The following is a 22,714-nucleotide window of genomic DNA, read 5'->3' as shown; positions in this document are numbered from 1 at the left end:
AGCTTTAGATATAGCATTTAATGAAATGTAGTAAACTTTTTTAATCTAGCTATAGCCCTGATTTTAATCCAATTGAAAAAGCATGGTCAGTTTTAAAAAGAAAAGTACGAAATATTGTCAGTCAAAAACAGAAAAATGTTATCGAAGCTTTAGATATAGCATTTAATGAAATGTAGTAAACTTTTTTAATCTAGCTATATAAGTCGTCATATCTCGATTTAAACCATAGGCAATAATTGCAATCAATATAAAGCCAAGAATAAATAACATGAATGATGCTGCAAAATATAGGATAAAGCTTCGAATACTCTTTTCTGCAACCCGTTGATCGCCCTGAGCATAAACGATAGTGATGCTATCACCAACGACAGGGATGGCTGTGGAGTTGATCGAATTATCTAAAGTATGTATCTGATGATCTTTATCGGTAAATGTGACTTGTGCGGTATGTCTTAGCTCATCAACGGTATACGAGCGATTATTTGAATCGGTTCTTTCTGTTTTTACCCATTCTGATGTGTAACTGACAATTCGGCCTGTATATGTTGGTTTGGTGCTCAAATTATAGATGGCTTGAGTAACCCAGTAGCTAAATGGAAAAAATATAGCACTGATCGAAAATACAACAGCAAATAAATAGGCGAATTCGAATTTACTTGGCCGCTCGGTTTTTGCTTTTATTTTTTTTCGTTGAGACGTTGAATGACTGACGCTATCCGATTTTTTATTTTGAATTAAACGATTCACCCATCTTTGGGTGAGGATAAATGACCAAACCATCAATAGCGCGACACAAACAAAAAATATCTGTCCTGATTCGGTTAATTTCACACGAGCATCCATAAAATGATGATGTTGTAGTAAGAATAAATAACATATTTGTGATATGAATGAATACATCGTATTGGTAAAATGTAAAAGATGTGATTTTAGCAATCAAGCATGATTAAAACAGACTTGAATGCATAAACTTATAAATATCATTTTTGATTGATGCTGTGAGATATTCGATTCAATTTTTGAATATGTCAATCATACGATCATAAAAAAACCAGACCGAAGTCTGGGCTTAAAATTAAACAATCAACTTAATAAACATCGCGGCGATAACGTCCTTGTTCACGTAATTGCTCGAGTTCATCTGCACCTAAAATTTCAATTAAGGCTTGTTCAACCCCAGTGGCCATACCTTCAATGCTGCCGCAAATATACAACACAGCATCTTGGTCTATCCAGCGTTTAACTTGCGCGGCATGTTGGCGTAGTACATCTTGCACATAAATTTTTTCTGCTTGATCGCGCGAGAAGGCGAGGTCAAGTTGCTGCAAATGTCCAGATTTAAGCCACGTGGTGAGTGTCGTTTCAAATAGGAAATCGTGTTCGCGCTGGCGTTCACCAAAAATTAACCAATTTTGTGAATACTGCATTTCGGCACGTTGCTGCAATAAGCTCATTAGCCCCGCAATACCAGTACCATTGCCAATGAAAATAATTGGACGGTTATCGTTAATGATATGAAAACTTTCATTGGTACGAATGCGCATTTGCACGGTTTGACCGACAGCCGCATGCTCACAGAGCCATCCAGAACCTAAGCCGACCGCGCCATTTTTATCACGACTGAGTCGAATGACTAAATCTAGATGTCCTTGTTTTGGAATACTGGCAATTGAATATTCTCTGACAGGAAGCACCGCCAAATTTTTCACAATTTCATCGGTAGTGGAAAAGCTTGGTAAAGGCGTGGTCAGGTTTTTATCTTGTAGCGCTGTTGCAAAGTCACAACCTTCAGATTTTACCCAATCATCGGCGGTGAAATCGGCATGACTTAAAAAGTCTGTAATGCGCGCTGTACTGTTGCATGGTTGCACTTCTGCAATATCACCGGCTTGCCAGAGAATATCATTACTGGTTTGAAGTTGAAGATGATAAATCGGATCACCTAAACTACTTGGGTTAATGTGCTCTCTTGAACAAAGCGTCCAATCGTCAAAGGTTTTTTGAATCTCGATGCGTTGTAGCTCTAAATCCGTCACTTCGGCAAGGGCATGTTGCCACTGTTCTAAATCATCTTTCGATGCATTATCTACTTCAATCAGTTCAAATAATGGCTGCGCTTGAGCGCGGGTTAGCCATTGCGCGAGCTGATGCCCAAATTGGCAATAGCTGTCTGGATATTCTTTTGAACCCAATGCCAAAACGGCATAGCGTAATTGAGCCAGATTGGCGGTTTCAGACATCACATTTTTTACAAAACTTTGTGCCAGATCTGGTGCTTCGCCTGTGCCATAGGTACTGACAACAAACAGCACTTGTTTTGCATTTTGCAGGTCAGCAAGGCTGGTTTTTTGCATAGATTGTATCTGTACAGTTTGTTTTGCATCTTGCAAACTGGTTGCAGTCAGCCATGCCAGTTCTTCTGCTGTGCCAGTTTGTGTTGCATAAACAATAAGCCAAGATGCGCCATCGCTAGGCTCATGAGGCATCGGTGCTAAGGCTGCACGCGCAGCTTGAGTTAATTTTTTTTGTTTGCGACGTTTTAAATACAGCATCCATCCGGTCACAAAGAACAGCGGCATTGCAAGCGAAGCTAACATGGCCATAAAGTGCCAGATGGGCCCAAAGAAACTGCCTCGATGTACCGGAAGCATACTGCTCATAATTTTTTCATTGAGCTTTTTATCTTCATACAGCTTGGTTTGTTCAAAGCTGTGTTGTTGTAGATTATAAACAGTGCTGTTGCGTGCGCGTTCGTGTTGTGGAATTGGGTCGACAAAGCTAATTTCGACTTTTTCTGGTTCTTTCGGTAAATTGAACGTCACCGATGAATAGGCGGTTTTATAGGTCTGTGTGAAGCTACTCCAAGACTGCGTTAAGGCTTGTTGGATTTGCATATTTGACAGTTGAGCGTCAGCTTCTGGGCCTCGCTCACGATTTCTTAGATTGCCATTGCCTTTTTGCTGCGGTTTATTGGCTGCTGCACCGCCTTCAGGGCGGGGTGGTTTCATGCCTTGCATTTGTGGGCGTTCAACCCCCATCACTTTAAACATGCCATCACGCCACCAGTCATACGACCAATACAAACCAGTCGTTGCAAACACCAAATAGAATAAAATGACCCATGTGCCCACAACCGCATGCAAATCCCAAATAAAATTTCTGCCTTTGAGTTTGGGCTTTACTGCAAACCATTGTTTAAAAGTATGTTTTTTAGGCCAGCGTAAATATAAGCCACTAAAAATAAAGAACAGCAGCATTAAAGTGGATGCAGCAGTAATTTGTTTTCCAACTTCACCGGCGGTTAAGTAGCGATGCAATTGTTGAATAAATTGAAAAAATTCACGTCCTTTGACTTCGGGTAATATTGCCGCCGTGTAGGGGTTAACCATTTGATTATAACCACGTCGTTCACCTTCTTTTTGAATATTGACTGTAGATGATGTGGTTGGACTGGCTGCAACGGTAATGCTATTCACTTTGGTTTCGGGATAGTGCTGCTGATAATATTGGTATAATTCCGCTGGTGTCATTTTGGCTTGTGGTTGCGCTTCAACGACATAACTATCGGTATTGATCCATTGTAATATTTGTTGATCGTAAGAAAAAATAGCACCAGTAACGCCCATCAACGATAAGATTAGGCCTGCTGTAATACCCAAAAACCAATGAATTTGAAAGAGTGATTTTTTAAACATGGCTGTAGTAGCATAGTCAACAAGAAGGAAATTTGAGCAGAATTATACACAGGATTGTTTGTTAAATGTTATTGTTTTTCATTTAATACTTATTATCATTATCTGGTTTGAAAAATTAAAAACCCCAGAACTTTGCGTTGCTGGGGTTTTGTGCAAGTTAATCTTTGGCTTAAACTTTTTTGGCTTCGCCAACGGTTTCTTGCAAATGTTTGCGAATGGTTGCAAAAGGGAAATTTTTGCTGTCCATACGTTTAGGTAAAATATACGCGCCTTGTTGATCTTTCACTTTAAAATTTAATAATAAAAATTCAGGAGTGTTGTACCATTCGTAAATGTCTTTCCATGCAATGGTGCCGACACCTTCTTGAATGCCCATTTGTTGACGCATGACAATACCGTGCGGTTGTACGCCTAAACGAATGCCTTTAATTTCCTGCGCAGGGAATTCATTCATTTTACGTTTCACATACCACTCTAAGCCAAATTTACGCACGAGTAAGTAAATTGCCACAGCAGCAAGCATGACCCAACAAAAAATAGTTGAGTAATTTTTAATTAAAATAAGCCCTAAAATTGCAAGTAACGTAGCCGCTCCCATAATTGCCCATGCTTTTAGGCCAATAGAATTGGTACTGCGCCAAATCACTAACTGCGCATTGCGCTGTTCTGCTTCGGATATTTCATAATTTACGGGCTGCAAAGTATATGCATATAAAGTCTTAGCGGTCATAGTGCGTCGTTACAATGGTTATAATTAAACGGAAAAATTTTAGCATCAAATAGGGTTTTCTTATACGAAAATATCAGCTTTTAAATCGAAGCGAATTCAGAAGCTGCATCATCGTGTGGATTACTCAATTTTTGCTTTAACGTCATGAGTTGATTCAAAATACTAAACATTAAAGAAAGCTGCTGCAAAATAATAAGCGCTTGCTGATCATGTTGGCTATTTTGAGAAAGACGTTGTCGTATTGTTTGTAACATATTTTGCGAAGATAAGTCAGGCATTTCGTCACGCAATAACGCACCACAGACATCTTCAAAGGCTTTGTCGAGCAAAGTTAACACCGCAGGATCTTCAATTTTTTCGCGATGTGCGCCAAGCGCTGCAATATAACTTAAGAAGGTATGATTTAAACACAGCAAATCAAACGAAGTGGTTTTTTGTTGCGGGTCGATATCGGGTTCGGTGGCTAAAGTCGAAATGAGCGAAGCAAGCTCGGCATCGGTATTGTGGGCATTGCGGCGAACCATACGATAATTCAGATTGTTGTTTCGCCCTTGATGATACTGCTGAACAATTTCGGTCAAATAATCGCATTGAGCCTGAAACGCACGGGTAATGCTTCGTGGTAAGCGGCGGAATTTCCAATCGGGGAAGATAAAGCTGACCCCAACCCATGCAAAGGCACAGCCAATAATTGTATCAATCAGGCGCGGCAGTGCAGCAGTGATGCCAAAACCATCTAAATTAAAGTTAATTAATGCCAAAATGGTAATAAATGCAGTGGCTTGTGCATATTGTTTACTGCGCAGTTCAAAGAACAAAATACCACTAATGATTAAAATGACCAGCTGACCTTCTGTCGATGGAACAAAAGATAAAATGCCATAACCAATAATAATCCCTACCAATGTGCCAATAATACGCAAACGCAAGCGGCGCTTGGTGGCATTAAAGTTGGGCTGACTCACAAACAGTGCGGTGAGTAAAATCCAGTAGCCATATTTAATGTCGGTCATTTGCACAAATAAATAGGCTGAAAATAGCACCAAAGAGAGGCGTACCGCGTGACGGAACAACACCGATTCAGGGGTTAAATGCTGTTTGATACGAATTTTGATATCCGCAAAGCCTTTTAAATCGTCATCTTTGAGTTGGTTTTCTTGCTTGGTGCTGTCAATACTTAAAGCACGTTCTGCTTCTAAGTTGCGTAATTGACCATCAATGGCTTTTAAGTTTTGGTACAGCGAATTTAACGCGTTAATCCAAATTGGGTCGTTCGGATATTGCTGCTCAAGTCGTTTTAGTGAATATTTTAAGTTTTCAAAGGCATGTTTAAAACGATTGCTGTGTTTATAGGTACTGTATTTTAAAATATTTTCGCTTAAATCTTTACAGGCTTTGCCTTGCAAAGACAGAATCCGTTGAAAACGAAATAGAATATCGCTGTGTTGAAAGTAGTCGGCTAATTTTTGGTAATCAATATGTGCGGAATTGACCCGTTCGTGAATATCTTGGGCAACAAAATAATATTGTAGACTGCGTCGGGTATCTTTTTGTCCACGGTCGCCTTTTAAGCGCGTGAGTAAAGCCGTTCGCATTTCATTAAATAAGCTCACCAGTTTGCCATTTTCTAACGACAAATCAATCATACTTTGGCGATAGCTTTCTGCGGTCATATCGACATCGAACAAATTAGATTTGGCAAATAAAAAATCGCCTAAAGATGAATAACTATTGGCCAGTTTGACTTGAACAGGGCGTACCGGAAACAGCAAAAAGCTTAAGGTGGATAAAACGCCATACCACGCGGCACCAATCACCAACAGCAGCGGTTGCATATACCATTGTTCAAATAAATGCACACCCAACATGGCATAAACTGAAACCACCAAACAACCATAAGAAATGGTGGCGTAACGCCGTCCTAATGAACCGAGTAAAATCCAAAAAATACAGGCAACAATGAGCCCAAGCGCAAAAAACACTGGATGCGGAAACAGAATTTGAATTGATGTTGCCGCAATAAAAAAACCAATGTAAGTATAGAGTTGATTCATTAACCGAACGGTAAAGCGATCATCAATATCACTTAAACCTGCGGCCACCACACCTAAGGTCAGTGGGATGGTTGCAATTTGAAAATGCAATAAATAAGGAACGAAGGTGGTTCCGATAAATGCAATTGCAATACGCAGGTTATACATTAAAGATGAATTATGGGTGAATTGACGAATACGTGCTAGACCGAGGTTCAAAGTGATTTCCTAACAGCTAAAAGATGATATTCTGTGCAACTTATGCTGGGATATTTCCCGTTTCATGCGTTGTGATTATACTTTAGTCGTATATTATTGTCTGCCACTCGAATCATTAAATTTTTATGCCAAACGCCACTCAAAAAAGCTATCCACTTTCATGGATTTTACTGCTTGCATTTTTAACTGCATTAGGGCCATTGTCAATTGACATGTATTTGCCCGCATTGCCACAAATGGCGCAAGATTTCCACACCACCGCGCAGAAGGTCGCCAATAGCTTACCTGCGTACTTTTTAGGTTTGGCGATGGGGCAGTTAATTTATGGTCCTATTAGTGACCGAATTGGACGTAAAAAACCATTATATTTTGGTCTGATACTTTATATTTTGGGCGGTTTATTATGTATTTATGCCAATAGCGCGTGGGCTTTAATTTTTTCTCGGGTGATACAAGCTTTAGGTGGTTGTGTTGGGGTGGTCATTGCACGTGCAGCCATTCGAGATCGTTTAGATGTAGAAGGTTCTGCACAAGCGTTTTCTAGCATGATGATTGTAATGGGAATTGCACCTGTCATTGCGCCAACCTTAGGCGCTGCAGTTTTGGCATTTTACCCATGGCAAGCCATTTTTAAAGTGTTGGCGTTTATTGGGTTGATTGGTTTATGTAGCGTACATTTCTTTTTTAAAGAAACCTTGGCCGTAGAAAAACGACTGCACTTAAATGTTCAACAAGTATTTTTACTGTATGGGCGCATTTTTGCCGACCGTCAGTTTGTATTGCCAATGCTGTGTGGTTGCTTAGGTGGCGGTGCATTATTTATTTACATTAGCTCGGCTACGGCTATTTTGATGGGGCAGTATCATTTATCGCAACAACACTTTGCTTATGTTTTTGGCTTAAATGCTTTTGGGATTAGCCTGATGTCTTATATCAATAAGCATCATCTAAGCAAGTTTTCGATTGTTCAACGGTTATTGCTCGGTGGAATGATGCAGTTTATAGGCGTTATCTGCTTGTTGGTTGCAGGAATGGTTGCAAGTTTCCCTTTATGGGGGGTGATGATCGGCATGTTTATTGTGGTTTCAAGTATTGGCTTAAGCGGCCCAAATGCCATGGCATTGGCAATGGCAGAACAAGGCGCAAGAGCCGGAACGGCCAGTGCAATTATGGGCAGTATGCAGTTTATGGTCGGGTTGTTTGGTGGCGTTTTATTGAACTTTTTAGTTTGGGATAGTTTGTTAAATATGGCGGTAGCGATGCTGCTGTGTAGTTCTCTGGCGCTGATTGCAACTTTTGGCACAATGAAAAACACTCTTGCAGAATAAGTTGAATAAACTAGGCTGAATATTGAATTCAGCCTTGGGTGTTTGTTTAAGCAGCATAAGGATATTGCTTAAACTCGGAAGTTTGTTCAAGTTTAAGAGTCAGCGCTTGTAAAAGTGGATATTGATTGACAGAAAACAGTGTGGGAACTTTTTCTTGAATAAAACGCCAAATGACGGCAAGGCTAATATTAATTTAACGTTTTGGGTATTGCCGAAGGTGGGGGATTTTAGTACAAAAGTTCAATCGAAGTAGTTTAGCCTCACTTTTTTTAATACTTTGCTACCTGCCATTATTACTTTATTCATCATTTCGTTTCAGGTATTTTTTCGGCACATTGTCAGTCAACCAAACGCCATTGTCTGAAATGAAAAATTGAAAATTGTCTTTATACATTTGTCCTGCAAGAACTTTGAAAATAAATGGTTTTCCGTGTCTTTGACCAACTTTTATTGCTGTTTCAATGTCAGCACTTAAATGTGTATGTTGTCTACTTCTTTTGTCCAGTCCTGACGCTAAAATAGATTGAACAAACTTTTCACTTGTTCCGTGATATAAAATTTTTGGTGGTTGTTTGTTTGTATAACCTAATTCTATCTCTATAGAATGTCCTTGACTTGCTCTTATTTTTTCAACAGTAGCATTAAAAGCAAATCGCTTCTTTGAGTTTGTTTCAACGATATGATTTAAAGTTGGTCTGTCAAACTTTACTCCGTAATTATTTGCTTTTTCAATTAATTCGTTAATGTCAACCCAACCATTTTGGTCAAGTTGAATGCCAATTGTTTCAGGTTGGTGTCGTAGTACCAAACTTAAAAATTTGCTTATATGTGTCAGTTGCTTATCGTTTGTCATATTATTTCCAATAGCTCATTAGATACTCTTTGATTTGATTTCTGTCAGTTAAGTCTATAAGCTCCAAACTATTCCAATTTATTAATACCAATTCACAATTTTTGCCTAATTCGTAAAGTGCTTCTAAAATTTTATTGAAATGGTCATTTGAGTTGATAAGAGATGTTGAAATCCAAATATTATTTATAAATTCGTTATTGCAGTCATAAAAGAAATTGAAACATGGCAAACTACAGGCGTTTGAAGTAGTTTTAGTGCAATTGATTATTGTATGCCCATTATATCGAATTTTTTTTGCTTTTTCAAAACCCTTTTCAATCAGTAAACTTTCAAAGTAATCAGTTTGTAATTCCTCATTTATCGTTGGGTAAGGAAGATTTTCGCGCATAAAAATGTCTGTAAACCCATATTCAGTTCTCGTTTTTTTAGTGAACTCATCAATTTGCTTTATTGATTTTTTGATCTGCTCAATATTCGTTCTTAGAACAATTTCAATTTGGCAATAGTCATCTGCCCAAAATGAAGGCAGATTTCTGTCTTCATTTTTTGGTTTTATGCCTTGTTTAAATATTTTGTCAAATAGCACCATTGTTGTTTTCCTATGTGTCGTCTTAAAATGTTTGCTAACGTTACGTGGCTTTGCAATGGCTGGGTAATTGAAGCACTTTCGCTCGGCTAATGTAGAAAAGTGGATAGAAGCGCACAAGTTCAATTCTGCACTTCAGCCCGCCTGATGCTAAGATCTTGTTAGACTAGACGTTCCAGTTGATATATGTTGTCTTCCGTTAAGATTATTCTTCATTTTGTCCGCCCACATTATGTTTCATTTTCTGTCCCATACTATTCGACACATAGCTTGCAACAAGTTCTTCTTTTTTTTGTCCGTTGGATAAATAGTTAATATCTATTGAACAGTCGCCAGTTATGTCAATCCAAACAGTTTTACTCTCACCATTTTCTAATTTGTCAATGTATCCACCACCGCAACCAACGATATTTATATTTGTCAAAGTTATCTGAGTCGAGTTTGTAAAAGTAATTCTCATTGTGTTGAGCAAAATAATTGTTATCGAACAATAAAGAAGCATGATGGGAATATTAAGCAACATAAGTCCGCAAGTTGTAAATAACTTTATCCTATTGTCTTTGTCCTTATGAGCTTTTAATAAAATTGAGATTAAAGCTCCAAGATTTATTAAACTTGTCAATGCAATGAAACCATAAGCGAAAAATAGTATTTCAAAAGCAGAAGTTATAAAGAAAAGTCCAAAAATAAGCGTCCCAAGCAAGAATGAAATTAATGCTATTTGTCCTCCGAGTTTTATGTATCGTTCTGTCATCATACGCTTTGTGGTAAGGTTTTGGGTATTCCTGAAAGTGAGTTAGATTATCTTAATATCGATAAATCTTAAGAAATGACATTGTTTTGCGTTTAAATTTTTTTATTTTATCGTCTGCTGTAGCTTTAAAATAATCTCATTTAACTCTTTTAGACGCTTTACGTCATCCCAAAGCAGTTTCGCTTCAGGATAGGACTTACTCATCATGCCGAGCCACTGTTTATAACGCCCAACCATATTCATGGCTTTTTTATAATTGCCATTTAAAAAGCGAATTTGCAAAGCAACCAAATCTTGCCAAGTGAGCAATGCATGATGCACATTTTCGCGAATACATAGGCTTAAGTCGGGCGTGGTTACCGCACCGCGCCCCAGCATTAAATCATCACAACCCGACTGTATCTGACAGTTTTGAGCATGCTCGGTATTCCAAATTTCGCCGTTGGCAATAATGTTAATTTTAATGGCTTCACGAATCGGCTGAATTTTTTCCCAATAGGCAGGTGGCGTATAAGCATCGGCTTTGGTGCGTGCATGTACCGTTAGCCAATTTGCCCCTGCGGCTTCAATGGCAAGGGCATTGTCTAAAGTGTGTTTTTCATCTAAATAACCTAAACGCATTTTTGCCGAAACTGGAATATGCGCGGGTACCGCATCACGCACGGCTTTAACTAGCTCATGCACAACGTCTGGTTCATCAAGTAAAACTGAGCCACCACGGTGGCGATTAACCGTTTTTGCAGGGCAACCAAAGTTTAAATCGATGGCCGGTGCGCCCAGTTGAACGGCTCGAATAGCATTTGCCGCCAGCATTTCAGGGTTATTCCCTAAAAATTGCACATGCACTGGTGTGCCAGCCGAGGTTTTCCCGCCATTTTTAAGTTCAGGGCAATAACTGTCATACACATGTTCGGGCAATAGGCTGTCGGTAACACGAATGAACTCAGTCACACACCAATCGAAACTGCCCACATGCGTAAGTACATCGCGCATAATTGGGTCGGTTAAGCCTTCCATCGGTGCTAAAATGAGTTTCAAAGCGAGCTCTGCCTTTAAAATAAAAAAAGCGTTATACGGTGTTTTGTTCGGGTTGTCTAGTACATCAAGATCAGACCTTGCGGCTGTTTAAAGCGGCATAGCAAGGTTTGAGATGCTGAAAAAAGTCGTTGAAAAAAGCGCAATTTAGCGCCCTAAAATCATTTCCAATACAAATTTACTGCCAATAAAGCCCATGGCCAATAAAAAGAAACCAATTAAGGTAAAGCGAATCGCTTTTTGCCCACGCCAGCCAAATTTAAAATGTCCAATCAGTAAGGCACCATAAATAAACCATGAAAAAATACTAAACACGGTTTTATGGGCTAAATGTTGGGTTAAGAAATTATCGACCATAACAAAGCCAAAAACCAAGGCAATACTTAATGTAATAAAGCCGGTAATGAGCATGTCGAACAGTAACGATTCCATAATCTGAAACGGTGGCAGTAAGTTCACCCACAAGCGTTTTTGTTTCTTTTTCAGTTCGCGGTCTTGCAACCACATTAAAATGGCGTGAATGGTTGCCATAAGCAAAACTGCATAAGCCGACAAAGACAAGATAATGTGAATATCTAGCCCAAGTGCGTGTTCGGTGGCATATTGGTTGGGCTGACTAAAGGCAAAACCAAAAATTAGACCAGTTGCCGCAACAGGAATGCCAATTAAATTCAAGGCAGTCACAGGGCGATAGCTGCTATAGATTAAGCTTAATAACAGCATTAAACCCGACGTGAACGACAACAGGTTGAAAACGTCATAATTGACGCCATGTAGAGTCAGCATGTCTTGTTTTAAAACAATGCCATGTAAACCTAAGCCCATAGCTAAGATGACGCCAATAAACCAACGATTGGGTTCACGTTTAGCAACAAGGTGTAAAAAGGAATACCAAAACCCTGTGGTATAAGCGATTAATGCGAGTATTGTGTACACCAAGGGGAGACTGATCATGTCAAACCTGTGTTGGAGCAATGAATATTCATGCGATACGATATAATTTTGAATTGAACTCAAGTATCCTATAGCATTATATGCATAAATTTTCTATTTTTAAGCAAGATTTTTTGCAACAGACCATTTTAAGCGGAATTTGCAATGTTTGATACCTTAACCGAACGACTCACGCAGAGTCTACGAAATGTTACTGGCACAGGCCAACTGACCGAAGACAACATCAAAGATACCCTACGTGAAGTACGTATGGCACTTTTAGAGGCAGACGTTGCCTTGCCTGTAACGCGCGAGTTTATTGCGAAAGTTAAGGAACAGGCATTAGGTCAGGAAGTGTTGACTCAACTTTCACCGGGTCAAGCCTTTGTAAAAATTGTGCATGATGAACTCACCAAAATGATGGGTGAGGCCAATGAAACTTTAGATTTAGCAGCGAAACCCCCTGTTGTTATTCTACTTGCAGGTTTACAAGGTGCGGGTAAAACCACCACTGCGGCAAAATTGGCACGCTTTTTAAGCGAACGCCAAAAGAAAAAAGTGATGACGGTGTCTGCCGACGTTTACCGTCCTGCGGCAATTAAACAGCTTCAAACTGTGTCGGCAGAAGTTGGGGCAGACTTTATTTTGTCTGACGCGTCAGAAAATCCGATTGATATTGTCAATCGTGCCATCGAACAAGCAAAAATTAAATTTGCCGATGTGTTAATTGTCGATACCGCAGGTCGTTTGCATGTCGATGAAGACATGATGGATGAAATTAAAGCCTTGCATGCAGCGGTTAAGCCAACCGAAACCTTGTTCGTGGTCGATGCCATGACAGGTCAGGATGCGGCCAATACTGCCAAAGCCTTTAATGATGCTTTAGCATTAACAGGTGTGATTTTAACCAAAACTGATGGTGATGCACGCGGTGGTGCTGCGCTTTCGGTACGTGCGATTACCGGTAAGCCAATTAAGTTCTTGGGTATGGGCGAAAAGCTGGATGCGCTTGAACCGTTCCATCCTGAACGTGTGGCACAGCGTATTTTGGGCATGGGTGATGTCCTTTCTTTAGTCGAAGAAGTTGAACGTAAAATCGACAAAGAAAAAGCCGAAAAAATGGCGAAAAAACTGCAAAAAGGCGGGAACTTCAACTTTGAAGATATGCTAATGCAGTTCGAGCAAATGAACAAAATGGGCGGCATGATGGGCTTCTTAGACAAGTTGCCTGGCATGAGCAATGCAGGATTACAGCAAGCGATTGAGCAAGCGAATCCTGAAAAACAAGTGAAAAAGATGGAAGCGATTATTCAGTCGATGACCATTAAAGAGCGTCGTAACCCCGACTTAATGAACCCAAGTCGTAAGAAGCGTATTGCTTTAGGGTGTGGTATGGATGTTGCCGAAGTCAATAAATTGATTAAGCAACATGCGCAAATGGCCAAAATGATGAAGAAATTTGCCAATCCATCTGGTCTTGGCAAAATGATGCGTTCACTGGGTGGTTTGCAAAAACAATTTGGTGGCGGTGGTGGTATGGGACCATTATTTGGTAGCAACGACAAGAAATAATATAAAAAAGCGCTTGAAGTTCAAGCGCTTTTTTATTGTAAGGAATTAAAAATGTCACAAATAAAAATATATGGGCTCAAAGCCACATTGGCGCAGTTCCGAGAAAAGATTTCTTATGCGCTGCATTCAGCTTTGGTAGATGCCTTGGCCTATCCAGCAGATAAGAAGTTTCAAAGATTCATTGCTTTAGATTCCGAGGATTTTATTTATCCAACGGATCGCACTGATCAATATTTGATTATTGAACTTTCAATGTTTGAGGGGCGTAGTACTTTGGCTAAAAAGAAGCTGATTGAATTGATTTTTCATAATATTGAGACGTCTTGTGGCATTGCGCCGCATAGTGTAGAAATCACTATTTTTGAAACCCCAAAAGAAAATTGGGGCATTCGCGGTCAACATGCACTAGATTTAGCACTCAATTACACGGTCGCGGTGTAATGCTGCAAACCTTTGAGCAGTAAATCAGTTTCAATTTTGGGGTGGTAGGCTTGTAAATGCTGGGCAAATAATGCTGCATCGCCACCCGTTAAAATAAGTTGGCGTGGGGTGTGCTGCAAAATTTTCTCAATGCTGCTAATGAGTCCGAGTAAAATGCCATGATGCACGCCATCTGCCGTGTTGCGTCCTGGGGTTAATTCAGCAAACGCAGAGTCGGGAATTTTAATGCCTTTGGTGTTTTGAATGAGCGCATCTCGCTGTAAATATAAATTGGGTAAAATATAGCCGCCCAAATGCTGCATGCCTTGGGTTAAATCGATGGTGAGCGCCGTACCACAACCGACAACGCAAAAATTCTGTTCGGGTTGTGCCACTGCCAGCACCTGTAACCAACGGTCAATCCCTAACTGTTTTGGTTCGTCATAGCCACAGCTTAAGCCTGCAAATTCTGCATGAACTTTGGCAATATGAATTGGTGCATTTAAAATCGCTAAAATTTGGCAAACACGTGCATTATTTGTGGCATCTAACACCGAAGAAATACCAATCTTGGCAATGCTTAAGCTTTTAAAGCTATGAACTAAGCCCAGTAACAAATCGGCAGGGGATTGCAAATGCAGCTCCGCGCCGTGTTGCAGTAGTTGATCTGCCTCGGTAATCCAATATTTAAGTCGGGTATTGCCTAAATCTAACCAGAGTTGACGCATGGTTTATCCTTGATTGGCAAGGCGCAAACGCCCTTGATAAAAATGAACAATCTCGCTTTCGGTTTGAATCAGCAGCGCGCCATCATTTTGAATTCCCAGATAGTGTCCTGAAACTTGCCCTTGTTGATGTTCAAAAATAATGGCTTGGTTTTTAAACATGGCCACATTGTTAAAACGCTGTGCAAGATTCGGACTGGCATGGTTAAACCACTGCGCCGCTTGTTGAATGGCTTTGTACATTTCAGCAATAATGGTTAAACGTGCTACATCGGTTAAACCTAATTCTTCAAGTGAGGTGGTTTGCTGGTCTAGCTGGGTCAATTCAGGTTGCGATCGTAAATTGATGCCCACGCCAATCACTGCTTGGGTGTTGGATAACGGTTCAACCAAAATACCGCCCCATTTGCCCTGTGTACTGTATAAATCGTTGGGCCATTTAATGAATAATTCTAAATCTTTAAAAATCGGCATGTGGATTAAATTGAGTGCAATTTCGAGTGCCAGACGACCATTTAACGCGCTTGTGGTCTGAATTAAGCAACTAAAATAAATATTCCCTTGCGGTGATACCCACGCCCGTTTATGTTGTCCACGACCTTGGGTTTGGCTTTCGCTACAGACTAACGCCGTTTGAACGCCTTGCGTTGCGAGTGCACGTACATCGTCATTGGTTGAAGTGGTACTTTGTTTTAATAAAATTACATCGGGCAGGCAATTGGCTTGCTCAAGATATTGATGTAACTGGCGCGTTTGAGTATCCATATCCATTAAAATAGCGAAGGAAATATAATATGGAGTTAATCATATATTTAGCTATTGGTGCAATTGCAGGCTTTACCGCAGGGCTATTTGGCGTGGGTGGTGGGTTGATTATTGTTCCAATTCTGTATGTGGTATTCAGCCAACAGCAATATACGCCCGATGTGGTGATGCATTTGGCTGTTGGAACGTCGCTGGCAACCATTATGGTCACCTCGCTAAGTTCGATTATGGCACATCATAAACGGGGTGCGGTGTTATGGTCGGTGGTTGCCAATTTTTCGCCCGGATTGGTGTTAGGTTCATTTTTAGGTGCTGGCATTGCCCACGTACTTTCTGCGCAAAGCTTGCAGTTGATTATTGGTGTGTTTGCAATTTGGGTGGCATCGCGGATGTTTTTGGGCGCCAATGTGGCCGTGGATACCTCAAAACAATTACCAACAACGTTGCAGCAAACGATGGTTGGCGGTGTGATTGGTACAGCATCGGCGATTTTTGGGGTGGGTGGTGGTTCTTTAACGGTTCCGTATTTAAATCATCATGGCGTGGTCATGCAAAAAGCGGTAGCAACTTCGGCAGCATGCGGTTTTCCTATTGCTGTGGCAGGTGCATTGGGGTTTATCTTTTTTGGCCATGAAGCCAATTTAGAGCTGCCGCAAACATGGGGCTATGTGCATTTATATGCCTTTTTCGGTATTAGCTGTATGAGCTTTTTGACTGCAAAAGTGGGCGCGAAAGTGGCACATGCGTTGTCCCCATCAGTGCTTAAAAAATGTTTTAGTGCTTTATTGTGCAGTATTGGTAGTTATTTTATTTATCAGGGTGTTTTTCATTAGCCCAAATTGCTGGGTTGTGTAAGCGTATGATTGGATAGGCGGCGCAGTTAATTTCAGCAGATAAATGTTGCCGAACTTGAGTCCGATTAAAATGTTGCATCGAACTCAGGTTAGGCATTTTTTGCTTATTCTTTTGCGATTGGGGTGTCTACTTGCTTAATTGCAGTTGTGCCTTGAATTTTTTGAATTGAATTCTGCACGTTTTGAACTTGGGTTCGGTTGCTTAATAACGAGTAAGTTAGATCAAAACTAACGCTTTGCCCCGGTGCAATTTTTTTAACACGATTTTGCTGTCTTTCAATGGTGACAGGATACGCATAGCTGGTGCCCGGTTCAATTCCCGTCACGTAGCCTTGTTTTAAGGTGTCGGTATTTTTCCAGAGTGTGAGTACAGGCAGTTGTTGGGTGTTAAATGCAATCGCCACGCCTTTATCGCCATTTTTGTTAAGCAACGCCGCAAGGGTATTGCCATTTTTGTCTGCTAAGGGTTTTAAATTAAACACCATTTCATCAAAGTTTGCGGTTGGGCCTGAATAACGCTGCCAATCTTTAAGTCCTTTTTTCGCATAATCATTAAATGGGCTGACTTCGCTGACCGGCGCTAAGAATTTCGCGCCATCTTCTAAAATGGGTTGGGAAAAATTACTGTGGTAAATAATTTGGTAGTCATGTGCATAGTCTGCATGGTTGGTCAAAACATCATGTAATTTAAATGAGTTTTCACCAGGAACATAACTCAATTCGGTCATGGTTTGCAGGTCAGTTTTTTTAAAGGTGCTTTCTTTAATTAAACCTTTTACATGAATGGCATACGGGGCTTTATCATCAATTTCAATGACAACATAAGATGCTGGCGTGTTTTGTGCCTTGCCATGTAACGTGTAAATTTGTCCATCTGCGGTTGTTGGGTGGCCTGTCCATTCATAACCACAACGCACTAACATTTCATTAAATCCGTCTAACCAACCTAAACCATTGCGACTTTCTAAATTAATATAGGCCGGATTGACCACTTCTGTTACTGGCGATTTCCAGCCTAAATGAATGCCGTTTCCTTCAGCATGCAGTAATCCCATGCCACGGGTGGGAGACAACGAAATAGTCAGACCTGTTGGGCTAGTGATGGTAATCACTTTGCTGCCTTCTTGTTTTCCGCCATGGAGGACTTTTTGTTCAATGCTATAATTTTGTCCTGCAGTTTTCCAATTGCCAACTTCAATATTGTTTTCAACATCGGTCAGTACGTAGGTTTTTGCATAGCTAGATACGCAGCTTAAAGCAATGGCTGCGCTTAACGCCAGACGGTAATGCATTTTCATTTCATATTCCTTAATGATTTATACGTATGCTGATACAACAGCACTGCCGTATCATATTTGATCTTATCTTTTGATGATATATGGCATTTTGATTGTTTGTTTAAAAATGGATATTTTCGTATTTTTGCATTGGCTAAAATGCATTTTTATCGATGAATTTATCTTGATTGCCACCGAGTGATGGTTTTAATTTATTGTGTTTAGCTGACGGTTGTAAAAAATGATCGAATGCCGTTATTTTGAACGAAAAAATGCAACAAGCCACTTTATTTATCTGTCATTTTTCTCGACACTTGTAAGCCGTATATTTTCAGCAATCGATGATGGCTTGTTTTAGTCTAGATAAAGTCAAAACCACGACTTTGTGTAGATAAAACAAGAGCAACGTGTGCGTTATTCAGTTAGGACATTATGCGTTTAAGCAGCTTAAAAGTTTCCGGCTTTAAATCTTTTGCCGACAGCACCACTTTACATTTTAAAGCCAACCGCAGTGCAATTGTTGGCCCAAATGGCTGTGGAAAATCGAATGTGATTGATGCTGTGCGTTGGGTGATGGGCGAGTCGAATGCACGCCAATTACGTGGCGGCAATATGCAAGATGTTATTTTTACTGGGACGGCCAAACGTAAGCCAGTTGGGCTGGCCAGTGTTGAATTACGCTTTGAAAATACGCAAGGCAAGTTGGGCGGTGCTTATAATGCCTATAATGAACTGGCAGTGCGCCGCCAAGTCAGCCGTGATGGAAAATCTGAATATTTTTTAAATGGCACCCGCTGCCGCAGACGCGATATTACCGACATTTTTTTGGGTACAGGCTTAGGCCCACGCTCGTATGCCATTATTGAACAAGGCATGATTAACCGTTTGGTCGATGCCAAGCCTGAAGAAATGCGGGTCTATATTGAAGAAGCTGCGGGCATTTCACGTTATCAGGCACGTCGCCGTGAAACCTTACAGCATTTAGAACATACCACGCAAAATTTGTTGCGTTTAGAAGATATTGCGCACGAATTGAATGGGCAATTAAAAGCTCTAAAACGCCAAGCTGAAACAGCCATTCAATATAAAAGCTTAGAAACGCAAATTCACACGCTGAAAGTTGAAATTTTATCGTTCCAATCGCAACAAAGTACCCGACTTCAGCACGAATATCATGTGCAGCTCGATAGTTTGGGTGAAAAATTTAAGCATGTTCGTTCTGAACTCACCACGCTTGAGCACGATTTAGGCTCTACCAACGATTTATTTCAGCGTTTAATTCAGCAATCATCGCCTTTACAACGTGAATGGCAAGAGGCTGAAAAAAAACGTGCAGCGCTTGAAATGACCTTGCAGCAAAAACAAGCCTTATTCGAACAAAATAATACGCAGTTAACCCAGTATTTAAGTCAAAAGCAGCACAGCAAAGAGCGCTTACAACTGATAGATATTCAATTGGATGATTTGTGTGAACAGCAAAATCAGCGACAACAGCAATGGCTACAATACGATGCCGAGCATCAGCAAAACATACAACAAAGCAGTAATTTAAAACAGCAGCATCAACAGGCGCAGCAAGCTTTTGAAAACATTAAATTACAGGTCGATCAATACCAGCAAAAACATGCACAGATGCTTTCGCAGAGCGAACAATTGCAAAAGAACATTCTGCGTTTAAATCATCAAAAAGAAACTTTAGATGCACAGCAATTGCAGGTGAAGCATCAAGTTGAAGATGAGCAAGTTCAGGCATTGTTGGCACAGCAGCAGCAAGGGCAGACCTTGCTTGTTGAGGTTGAGCAGCAATTATTTGAATGTGAACAACGGCGAGAAGCAACGCAGCAACAATTGCTAGACATGCAGCAACAACGCAGTGAGTTGCAGTCAGATATTCAAGGTTTGCAACGCGAGCAGAAAAATTTACAACAATTGATGGCACAGCAGTTGCCGAGCCATCGCCAGCCCATTTTACAGCTTTTACAAGTTTTGCAGTTGACTGCGCAAGGCAAACAACATGCTGGATTGGTCGAAAAGTTTTTAGCCAAGTGGTTGTCGGCGGCGATGTTGGAATCTTCGATGACCTTTCAAACTGAGCAGGCGCGGCAGTTAAAAGTGAGTCTTGCCGAGCCAACTTTAGACGTGGTCGGGTTACCCAGTTTAAGCACATGGATTGTTGAGCCGCAGTTGTCCATTTGGCAGCAGGTGGCTTTGGCACCGAGTCTAGATTATGCCTTGGCCTTACAAACCAGCTTAGCCGCAGGCGAAAGTATTTTAACTTTAGATGGTTATCATATTGGGTCAGACTGGGTGATTGGACTATTTTTTGATGAAGACAGCCAAGCTGCGCAAGGTGCATTAAGTCATCAGGTACGTTTAGATGAAATTGCTGCTGCGCTGATTCCGTTACAACAACAATTTACGCACTGTGTGCAACAAATTTCTGAGCTTGAAAAAGAGCAGCGCTTGTTTCAGCAACAGCAACAACAATTCAAACAGCAATTGAAACAGCAGCAACAACAACAGCAACAGACAGATGTGCAAATTGCTAAATTACAAAGTAGCCAACAGGCGTTTTCTTTGCAGCAACAACAATTAGCACAGCAAATTCAACAGCTAGAGGTGCAGCTTGAAGAAGATGCTATGCAAAAAGATGACTTAGAAATTGATTTGCATGCTTTGCAAATTAAGCTTGAGCAACTTTTACCCGAGCATGGGCAACGACAGGCAGCCTTAGAAGCACTTGAAACACATCTGATGGCACAGCAAGAAAAACAACAGTTTAGCCAGCAACATGTTGATGAAAACCGACAGCAATTGACACAGCTTACTCAGCAAATTGAATTGCTAGAAAAAGATCAGAGTTTCTTAAAAACACAGCAGCAGCAATTACAGCAGCAGATTGCTTTAGCACAAAATTATGTAGACCCGATTCAATTAGAATTACCTACTTTATTGAGTCAACTTGAGCAACAAAGCGAAATTGCCGACAAATTACAACAGCAATGGACACACTGGCAAGACGAGCTCAACAGTGTTCAATCGCGTCAACAGCAACTCACCACACAACGGCATGAATATCAACAGCAAGATGAACTGCTGCGAAACACGCTGGAGCAAACGCGTTTAGCTTGGCAAGCGGCAAAATCAGACATTGCACATTATGCTCAGCAGTTAAATGAACTTCAGGCGCAGCCTTTGCTTGAGGTTAAAATTGATTTAGATGCCCATCAACAAAGCTTACAGACTGTACAGCAAAAACTTTCTAAACTTGGCGCCGTGAACTTAGCGGCATCAGAAGAATATCAAGATGTGTCGACACGCCATGCAGAATTAACCCATCAAATGCAAGATTTGGAAAATACGGTTGAGCAATTGCAACAAGCCATGAAAAGTATTGACCAAGAAACCAAAAAACTGTTTATGAATACCTTTGAAAAAATTAATGTTGAGTTACAGGCATTATTTCCAAAAGTATTTAATGGCGGCGAAGCCAGTTTAAGTTTAGAGGGCGATTGGCAGTCTGGGGTGAAATTAATGGCGCGTCCGCCGGGTAAACGCAATAGTTCATTGGCGTTATTGTCGGGTGGAGAGAAGGCACTTACGGCACTGGCTTTGGTGTTTGCCATCTTCCGTTTGAATCCTGCGCCATTTTGTGTTTTAGATGAAGTCGATGCGCCTTTAGACGATGCAAATGTACAACGGTTTTGTAATTTGGTAAAAGAACTTTCAGAACAGGTACAATTCATTTACATTACACATAATAAGCTTGCAATGACGATGGCAACCGATTTATTGGGTGTGACCATGCCTGAACCGGGTGCCTCGAAACTTGTTACAGTCAATTTAGAAGAAGCGAAAGAATACGGGTTAGTAGCGGAGTCATAAGATGGAAATCTCGACCATTGCAGGTATTGTTATCGCGGTGATCATTATTATATTTGGTTTATTTTTAGTTTTTAGAAAGCCAAAAGAATATGTCCCGTCATTAGAAACAGAATTACATATTAACCCTGAAACCAATCAGCCGGTCATTCCGCGCTTTGTGCGTGATCAGTTGGCACAGATTACGCCCGCAGCAGAACCCAGTGTAGCTAATAACGTAGCGAATGATGAAAAACCTGCCGAAGCGTTGGCGCAACCTGAAATAGCAGCAGAAATTGCATCGCCAACTGCGGAAAATCAAGCGCAGGCTGAACAAGTCAAAGACCATACCGAAATTGCTGCAAGCGCAGCGACCGATACACAAGCAATTGAAACTGTAGCTACACCAACCGCAGAAGCTTTGCCTGAACAAGCCAAAGAAGATGAACAGCCGCGTTTAGATTTAAGTTTAAATGCCGATATGCAAACGGCTGAAGTGGCGGCTTTTGAAGAAGAAAGCTCCATCTTAGATTTACATCTGCACGAACAACAGTGCTATGACGATGAAAGCGCGTTGTCCAAAGCGGAACATATTATTGCTTTAAATGTATTTCCTAATCCGCGTAAGGTATTATCTGGCGACAAAGCATTGAAAACCTTACTTAAATATGGATTGCGTTTTGGTGAGCTCTCTTGTTTTCATCGCTATGAAGACATTAATGAACCTAGCCCGTTGATGTTTTCGGTGTTACGTATGACCGATGAAGGGCCGTCAGGATTTGATCTTGAAAGCTTATCTGCCGAGCAAATTCAAGGCTTTTCGTTCTTTTTAGCGTTACCAAATGCACATGCGCAAACCGGATTTGACATGATGGTAAGTATTGCAGGGCTGATTGCTCGTGATGTTGATGGTAAAGTGTTTGATGAAAATAATTGTGAACTCACCCAACAATTAAAAGAACATTGGCGACATCAAGTGATTGATTACAAACCACAAGCCACGCCGGCTTAAGCAAAACTCAGTAATTTTTAAACATTTAGGGCGGAATCGATCCGCCCTTTTATATGGTGGAA

17 protein-coding genes and 2 pseudogenes are annotated in these 22,714 nt (G+C 40.7%); 7 read left to right on the top strand and 12 right to left on the bottom strand.

Features of this window, described 5'->3' with window-relative positions:
- Positions 1 to 59 precede the first annotated feature (59 nt).
- Positions 60 to 176, top strand: a pseudogene (locus tag I2F62_RS13185) (hypothetical protein); the annotation flags it as partial.
- Positions 177 to 198: 22 nt separating this feature from the next.
- Here I2F62_RS13185 and I2F62_RS06410 read toward each other — a convergent pair.
- From I2F62_RS06410 to yccS, 4 genes and pseudogenes are all read right to left on the bottom strand, one after another.
- A pseudogene (locus tag I2F62_RS06410) lies at positions 199 to 831 on the bottom strand (xanthine permease); the annotation flags it as partial.
- A 257-nt stretch (positions 832 to 1,088) separates the two neighbouring features.
- Positions 1,089 to 3,695, bottom strand: a complete 2,607-nt coding sequence (locus tag I2F62_RS06405) for a sulfite reductase flavoprotein subunit alpha (RefSeq protein ID WP_324626189.1) — start codon at positions 3,693 to 3,695, stop codon at positions 1,089 to 1,091.
- A 169-nt stretch (positions 3,696 to 3,864) separates the two neighbouring features.
- Positions 3,865 to 4,425, bottom strand: coding sequence for a YcxB family protein (locus I2F62_RS06400; protein WP_324626188.1), 561 nt, complete (start codon positions 4,423 to 4,425; stop codon positions 3,865 to 3,867).
- 80 nt (positions 4,426 to 4,505) lie between these two features.
- Positions 4,506 to 6,677 carry a YccS family putative transporter gene (gene yccS / locus I2F62_RS06395; RefSeq protein WP_324626187.1) on the bottom strand — a complete coding sequence of 724 codons (2,172 nt, stop codon included), beginning with the start codon at positions 6,675 to 6,677 and terminating at the stop codon, positions 4,506 to 4,508.
- A gap of 125 nt (positions 6,678 to 6,802) precedes the next feature.
- Here yccS and I2F62_RS06390 point away from each other — a divergent pair, with 125 nt between their 5' ends.
- On the top strand, positions 6,803 to 8,005 hold the full coding sequence (locus I2F62_RS06390; protein ID WP_324626186.1) for a multidrug effflux MFS transporter: 1,203 nt from the start codon (positions 6,803 to 6,805) through the stop codon (positions 8,003 to 8,005).
- Positions 8,006 to 8,303: 298 nt separating this feature from the next.
- Here the strand turns inward: I2F62_RS06390 and I2F62_RS06385 are convergent, their stop codons facing one another.
- The 5 genes from I2F62_RS06385 to I2F62_RS06365 all read right to left on the bottom strand — a co-directional run bounded on the left by I2F62_RS06385 (position 8,304) and on the right by I2F62_RS06365 (position 12,187).
- Positions 8,304 to 8,858 (bottom strand): RNA 2'-phosphotransferase, encoded by a 555-nt coding sequence (locus tag I2F62_RS06385; protein ID WP_324626185.1) that lies wholly within the window; start codon positions 8,856 to 8,858, stop codon positions 8,304 to 8,306.
- Position 8,859: 1 nt separating this feature from the next.
- Positions 8,860 to 9,447, bottom strand: coding sequence for a hypothetical protein (locus tag I2F62_RS06380; protein ID WP_324626184.1), 588 nt, complete (start codon positions 9,445 to 9,447; stop codon positions 8,860 to 8,862).
- A 202-nt stretch (positions 9,448 to 9,649) separates the two neighbouring features.
- Positions 9,650 to 10,201, bottom strand: a complete 552-nt coding sequence (locus I2F62_RS06375; RefSeq protein WP_324626183.1) for a hypothetical protein — start codon at positions 10,199 to 10,201, stop codon at positions 9,650 to 9,652.
- Positions 10,202 to 10,300: 99 nt separating this feature from the next.
- Positions 10,301 to 11,236, bottom strand: coding sequence for a tRNA dihydrouridine synthase (locus I2F62_RS06370; RefSeq protein ID WP_324626182.1), 936 nt, complete (start codon positions 11,234 to 11,236; stop codon positions 10,301 to 10,303).
- A 144-nt stretch (positions 11,237 to 11,380) separates the two neighbouring features.
- The gene (locus I2F62_RS06365; RefSeq protein ID WP_324626181.1) at positions 11,381 to 12,187 is read right to left on the bottom strand and encodes a cytochrome C assembly family protein; all 807 of its coding nucleotides are present in this window, start codon (positions 12,185 to 12,187) and stop codon (positions 11,381 to 11,383) included.
- A gap of 144 nt (positions 12,188 to 12,331) precedes the next feature.
- On the opposite strand from I2F62_RS06365, the gene ffh reads away from it, so the two are divergent.
- Together ffh and I2F62_RS06355 are read left to right on the top strand one after the other, a co-directional pair.
- On the top strand, positions 12,332 to 13,738 hold the full coding sequence (gene ffh, locus I2F62_RS06360) for a signal recognition particle protein (protein ID WP_324626180.1): 1,407 nt from the start codon (positions 12,332 to 12,334) through the stop codon (positions 13,736 to 13,738).
- A 51-nt stretch (positions 13,739 to 13,789) separates the two neighbouring features.
- On the top strand, positions 13,790 to 14,179 hold the full coding sequence (locus tag I2F62_RS06355) for a tautomerase family protein (RefSeq protein ID WP_324626179.1): 390 nt from the start codon (positions 13,790 to 13,792) through the stop codon (positions 14,177 to 14,179).
- Here I2F62_RS06355 and I2F62_RS06350 read toward each other — a convergent pair.
- Positions 14,161 to 14,886: a type III pantothenate kinase gene (locus tag I2F62_RS06350; protein ID WP_324626178.1), complete on the bottom strand. Its 726-nt coding sequence runs from the start codon at positions 14,884 to 14,886 to the stop codon at positions 14,161 to 14,163. The genes I2F62_RS06355 and I2F62_RS06350 overlap by 19 nt on opposite strands.
- Before the next feature lie 3 nt (positions 14,887 to 14,889).
- Positions 14,890 to 15,648, bottom strand: coding sequence for a biotin--[acetyl-CoA-carboxylase] ligase (locus I2F62_RS06345; RefSeq protein WP_420713732.1), 759 nt, complete (start codon positions 15,646 to 15,648; stop codon positions 14,890 to 14,892).
- A gap of 29 nt (positions 15,649 to 15,677) precedes the next feature.
- On the opposite strand from I2F62_RS06345, the gene I2F62_RS06340 reads away from it, so the two are divergent.
- Positions 15,678 to 16,481: a sulfite exporter TauE/SafE family protein gene (locus tag I2F62_RS06340; protein ID WP_324626176.1), complete on the top strand. Its 804-nt coding sequence runs from the start codon at positions 15,678 to 15,680 to the stop codon at positions 16,479 to 16,481.
- A 125-nt stretch (positions 16,482 to 16,606) separates the two neighbouring features.
- Here the strand turns inward: I2F62_RS06340 and I2F62_RS06335 are convergent, their stop codons facing one another.
- Positions 16,607 to 17,800 carry an aldose 1-epimerase family protein gene (locus I2F62_RS06335; RefSeq protein WP_324626175.1) on the bottom strand — a complete coding sequence of 398 codons (1,194 nt, stop codon included), beginning with the start codon at positions 17,798 to 17,800 and terminating at the stop codon, positions 16,607 to 16,609.
- A 411-nt stretch (positions 17,801 to 18,211) separates the two neighbouring features.
- Here I2F62_RS06335 and smc point away from each other — a divergent pair, with 411 nt between their 5' ends.
- Both smc and I2F62_RS06325 read left to right on the top strand, forming a co-directional pair.
- Positions 18,212 to 21,664, top strand: a complete 3,453-nt coding sequence (gene smc / locus I2F62_RS06330) for a chromosome segregation protein SMC (protein WP_324626174.1) — start codon at positions 18,212 to 18,214, stop codon at positions 21,662 to 21,664.
- Between the two features lies 1 nt (position 21,665).
- Positions 21,666 to 22,652 (top strand): cell division protein ZipA C-terminal FtsZ-binding domain-containing protein, encoded by a 987-nt coding sequence (locus I2F62_RS06325; protein WP_324626173.1) that lies wholly within the window; start codon positions 21,666 to 21,668, stop codon positions 22,650 to 22,652.
- Positions 22,653 to 22,714 lie beyond the last annotated feature (62 nt).

The sequence above is a fragment of the Acinetobacter sp. MD2(2019) genome, assembly GCF_035615615.1.
Classification (GTDB): domain Bacteria; phylum Pseudomonadota; class Gammaproteobacteria; order Pseudomonadales; family Moraxellaceae; genus Acinetobacter.
The sequence above is the reverse complement of the archived record's forward strand: the minus strand, read 5'-3'. Positions and strand labels throughout refer to the sequence as shown.

Coding starts and splice junctions, on each gene's coding strand:
- I2F62_RS06405 (WP_324626189.1), bottom strand. CDS start 3,695: ATGTTTAAAAAATCACTCTTTCAAATTCATTGGTTTTTGGGTATTACA.
- I2F62_RS06400 (WP_324626188.1), bottom strand. CDS start 4,425: ATGACCGCTAAGACTTTATATGCATATACTTTGCAGCCCGTAAATTAT.
- I2F62_RS06390 (WP_324626186.1), top strand. CDS start 6,803: ATGCCAAACGCCACTCAAAAAAGCTATCCACTTTCATGGATTTTACTG.
- I2F62_RS06385 (WP_324626185.1), bottom strand. CDS start 8,858: ATGACAAACGATAAGCAACTGACACATATAAGCAAATTTTTAAGTTTG.
- I2F62_RS06380 (WP_324626184.1), bottom strand. CDS start 9,447: ATGGTGCTATTTGACAAAATATTTAAACAAGGCATAAAACCAAAAAAT.
- I2F62_RS06375 (WP_324626183.1), bottom strand. CDS start 10,201: ATGATGACAGAACGATACATAAAACTCGGAGGACAAATAGCATTAATT.
- I2F62_RS06365 (WP_324626181.1), bottom strand. CDS start 12,187: ATGATCAGTCTCCCCTTGGTGTACACAATACTCGCATTAATCGCTTAT.
- ffh (WP_324626180.1), top strand. CDS start 12,332: ATGTTTGATACCTTAACCGAACGACTCACGCAGAGTCTACGAAATGTT.
- I2F62_RS06355 (WP_324626179.1), top strand. CDS start 13,790: ATGTCACAAATAAAAATATATGGGCTCAAAGCCACATTGGCGCAGTTC.
- I2F62_RS06350 (WP_324626178.1), bottom strand. CDS start 14,886: ATGCGTCAACTCTGGTTAGATTTAGGCAATACCCGACTTAAATATTGG.
- I2F62_RS06345 (WP_420713732.1), bottom strand. CDS start 15,648: ATGGATACTCAAACGCGCCAGTTACATCAATATCTTGAGCAAGCCAAT.
- I2F62_RS06340 (WP_324626176.1), top strand. CDS start 15,678: ATGGAGTTAATCATATATTTAGCTATTGGTGCAATTGCAGGCTTTACC.
- I2F62_RS06335 (WP_324626175.1), bottom strand. CDS start 17,800: ATGAAAATGCATTACCGTCTGGCGTTAAGCGCAGCCATTGCTTTAAGC.
- smc (WP_324626174.1), top strand. CDS start 18,212: ATGCGTTTAAGCAGCTTAAAAGTTTCCGGCTTTAAATCTTTTGCCGAC.
- I2F62_RS06325 (WP_324626173.1), top strand. CDS start 21,666: ATGGAAATCTCGACCATTGCAGGTATTGTTATCGCGGTGATCATTATT.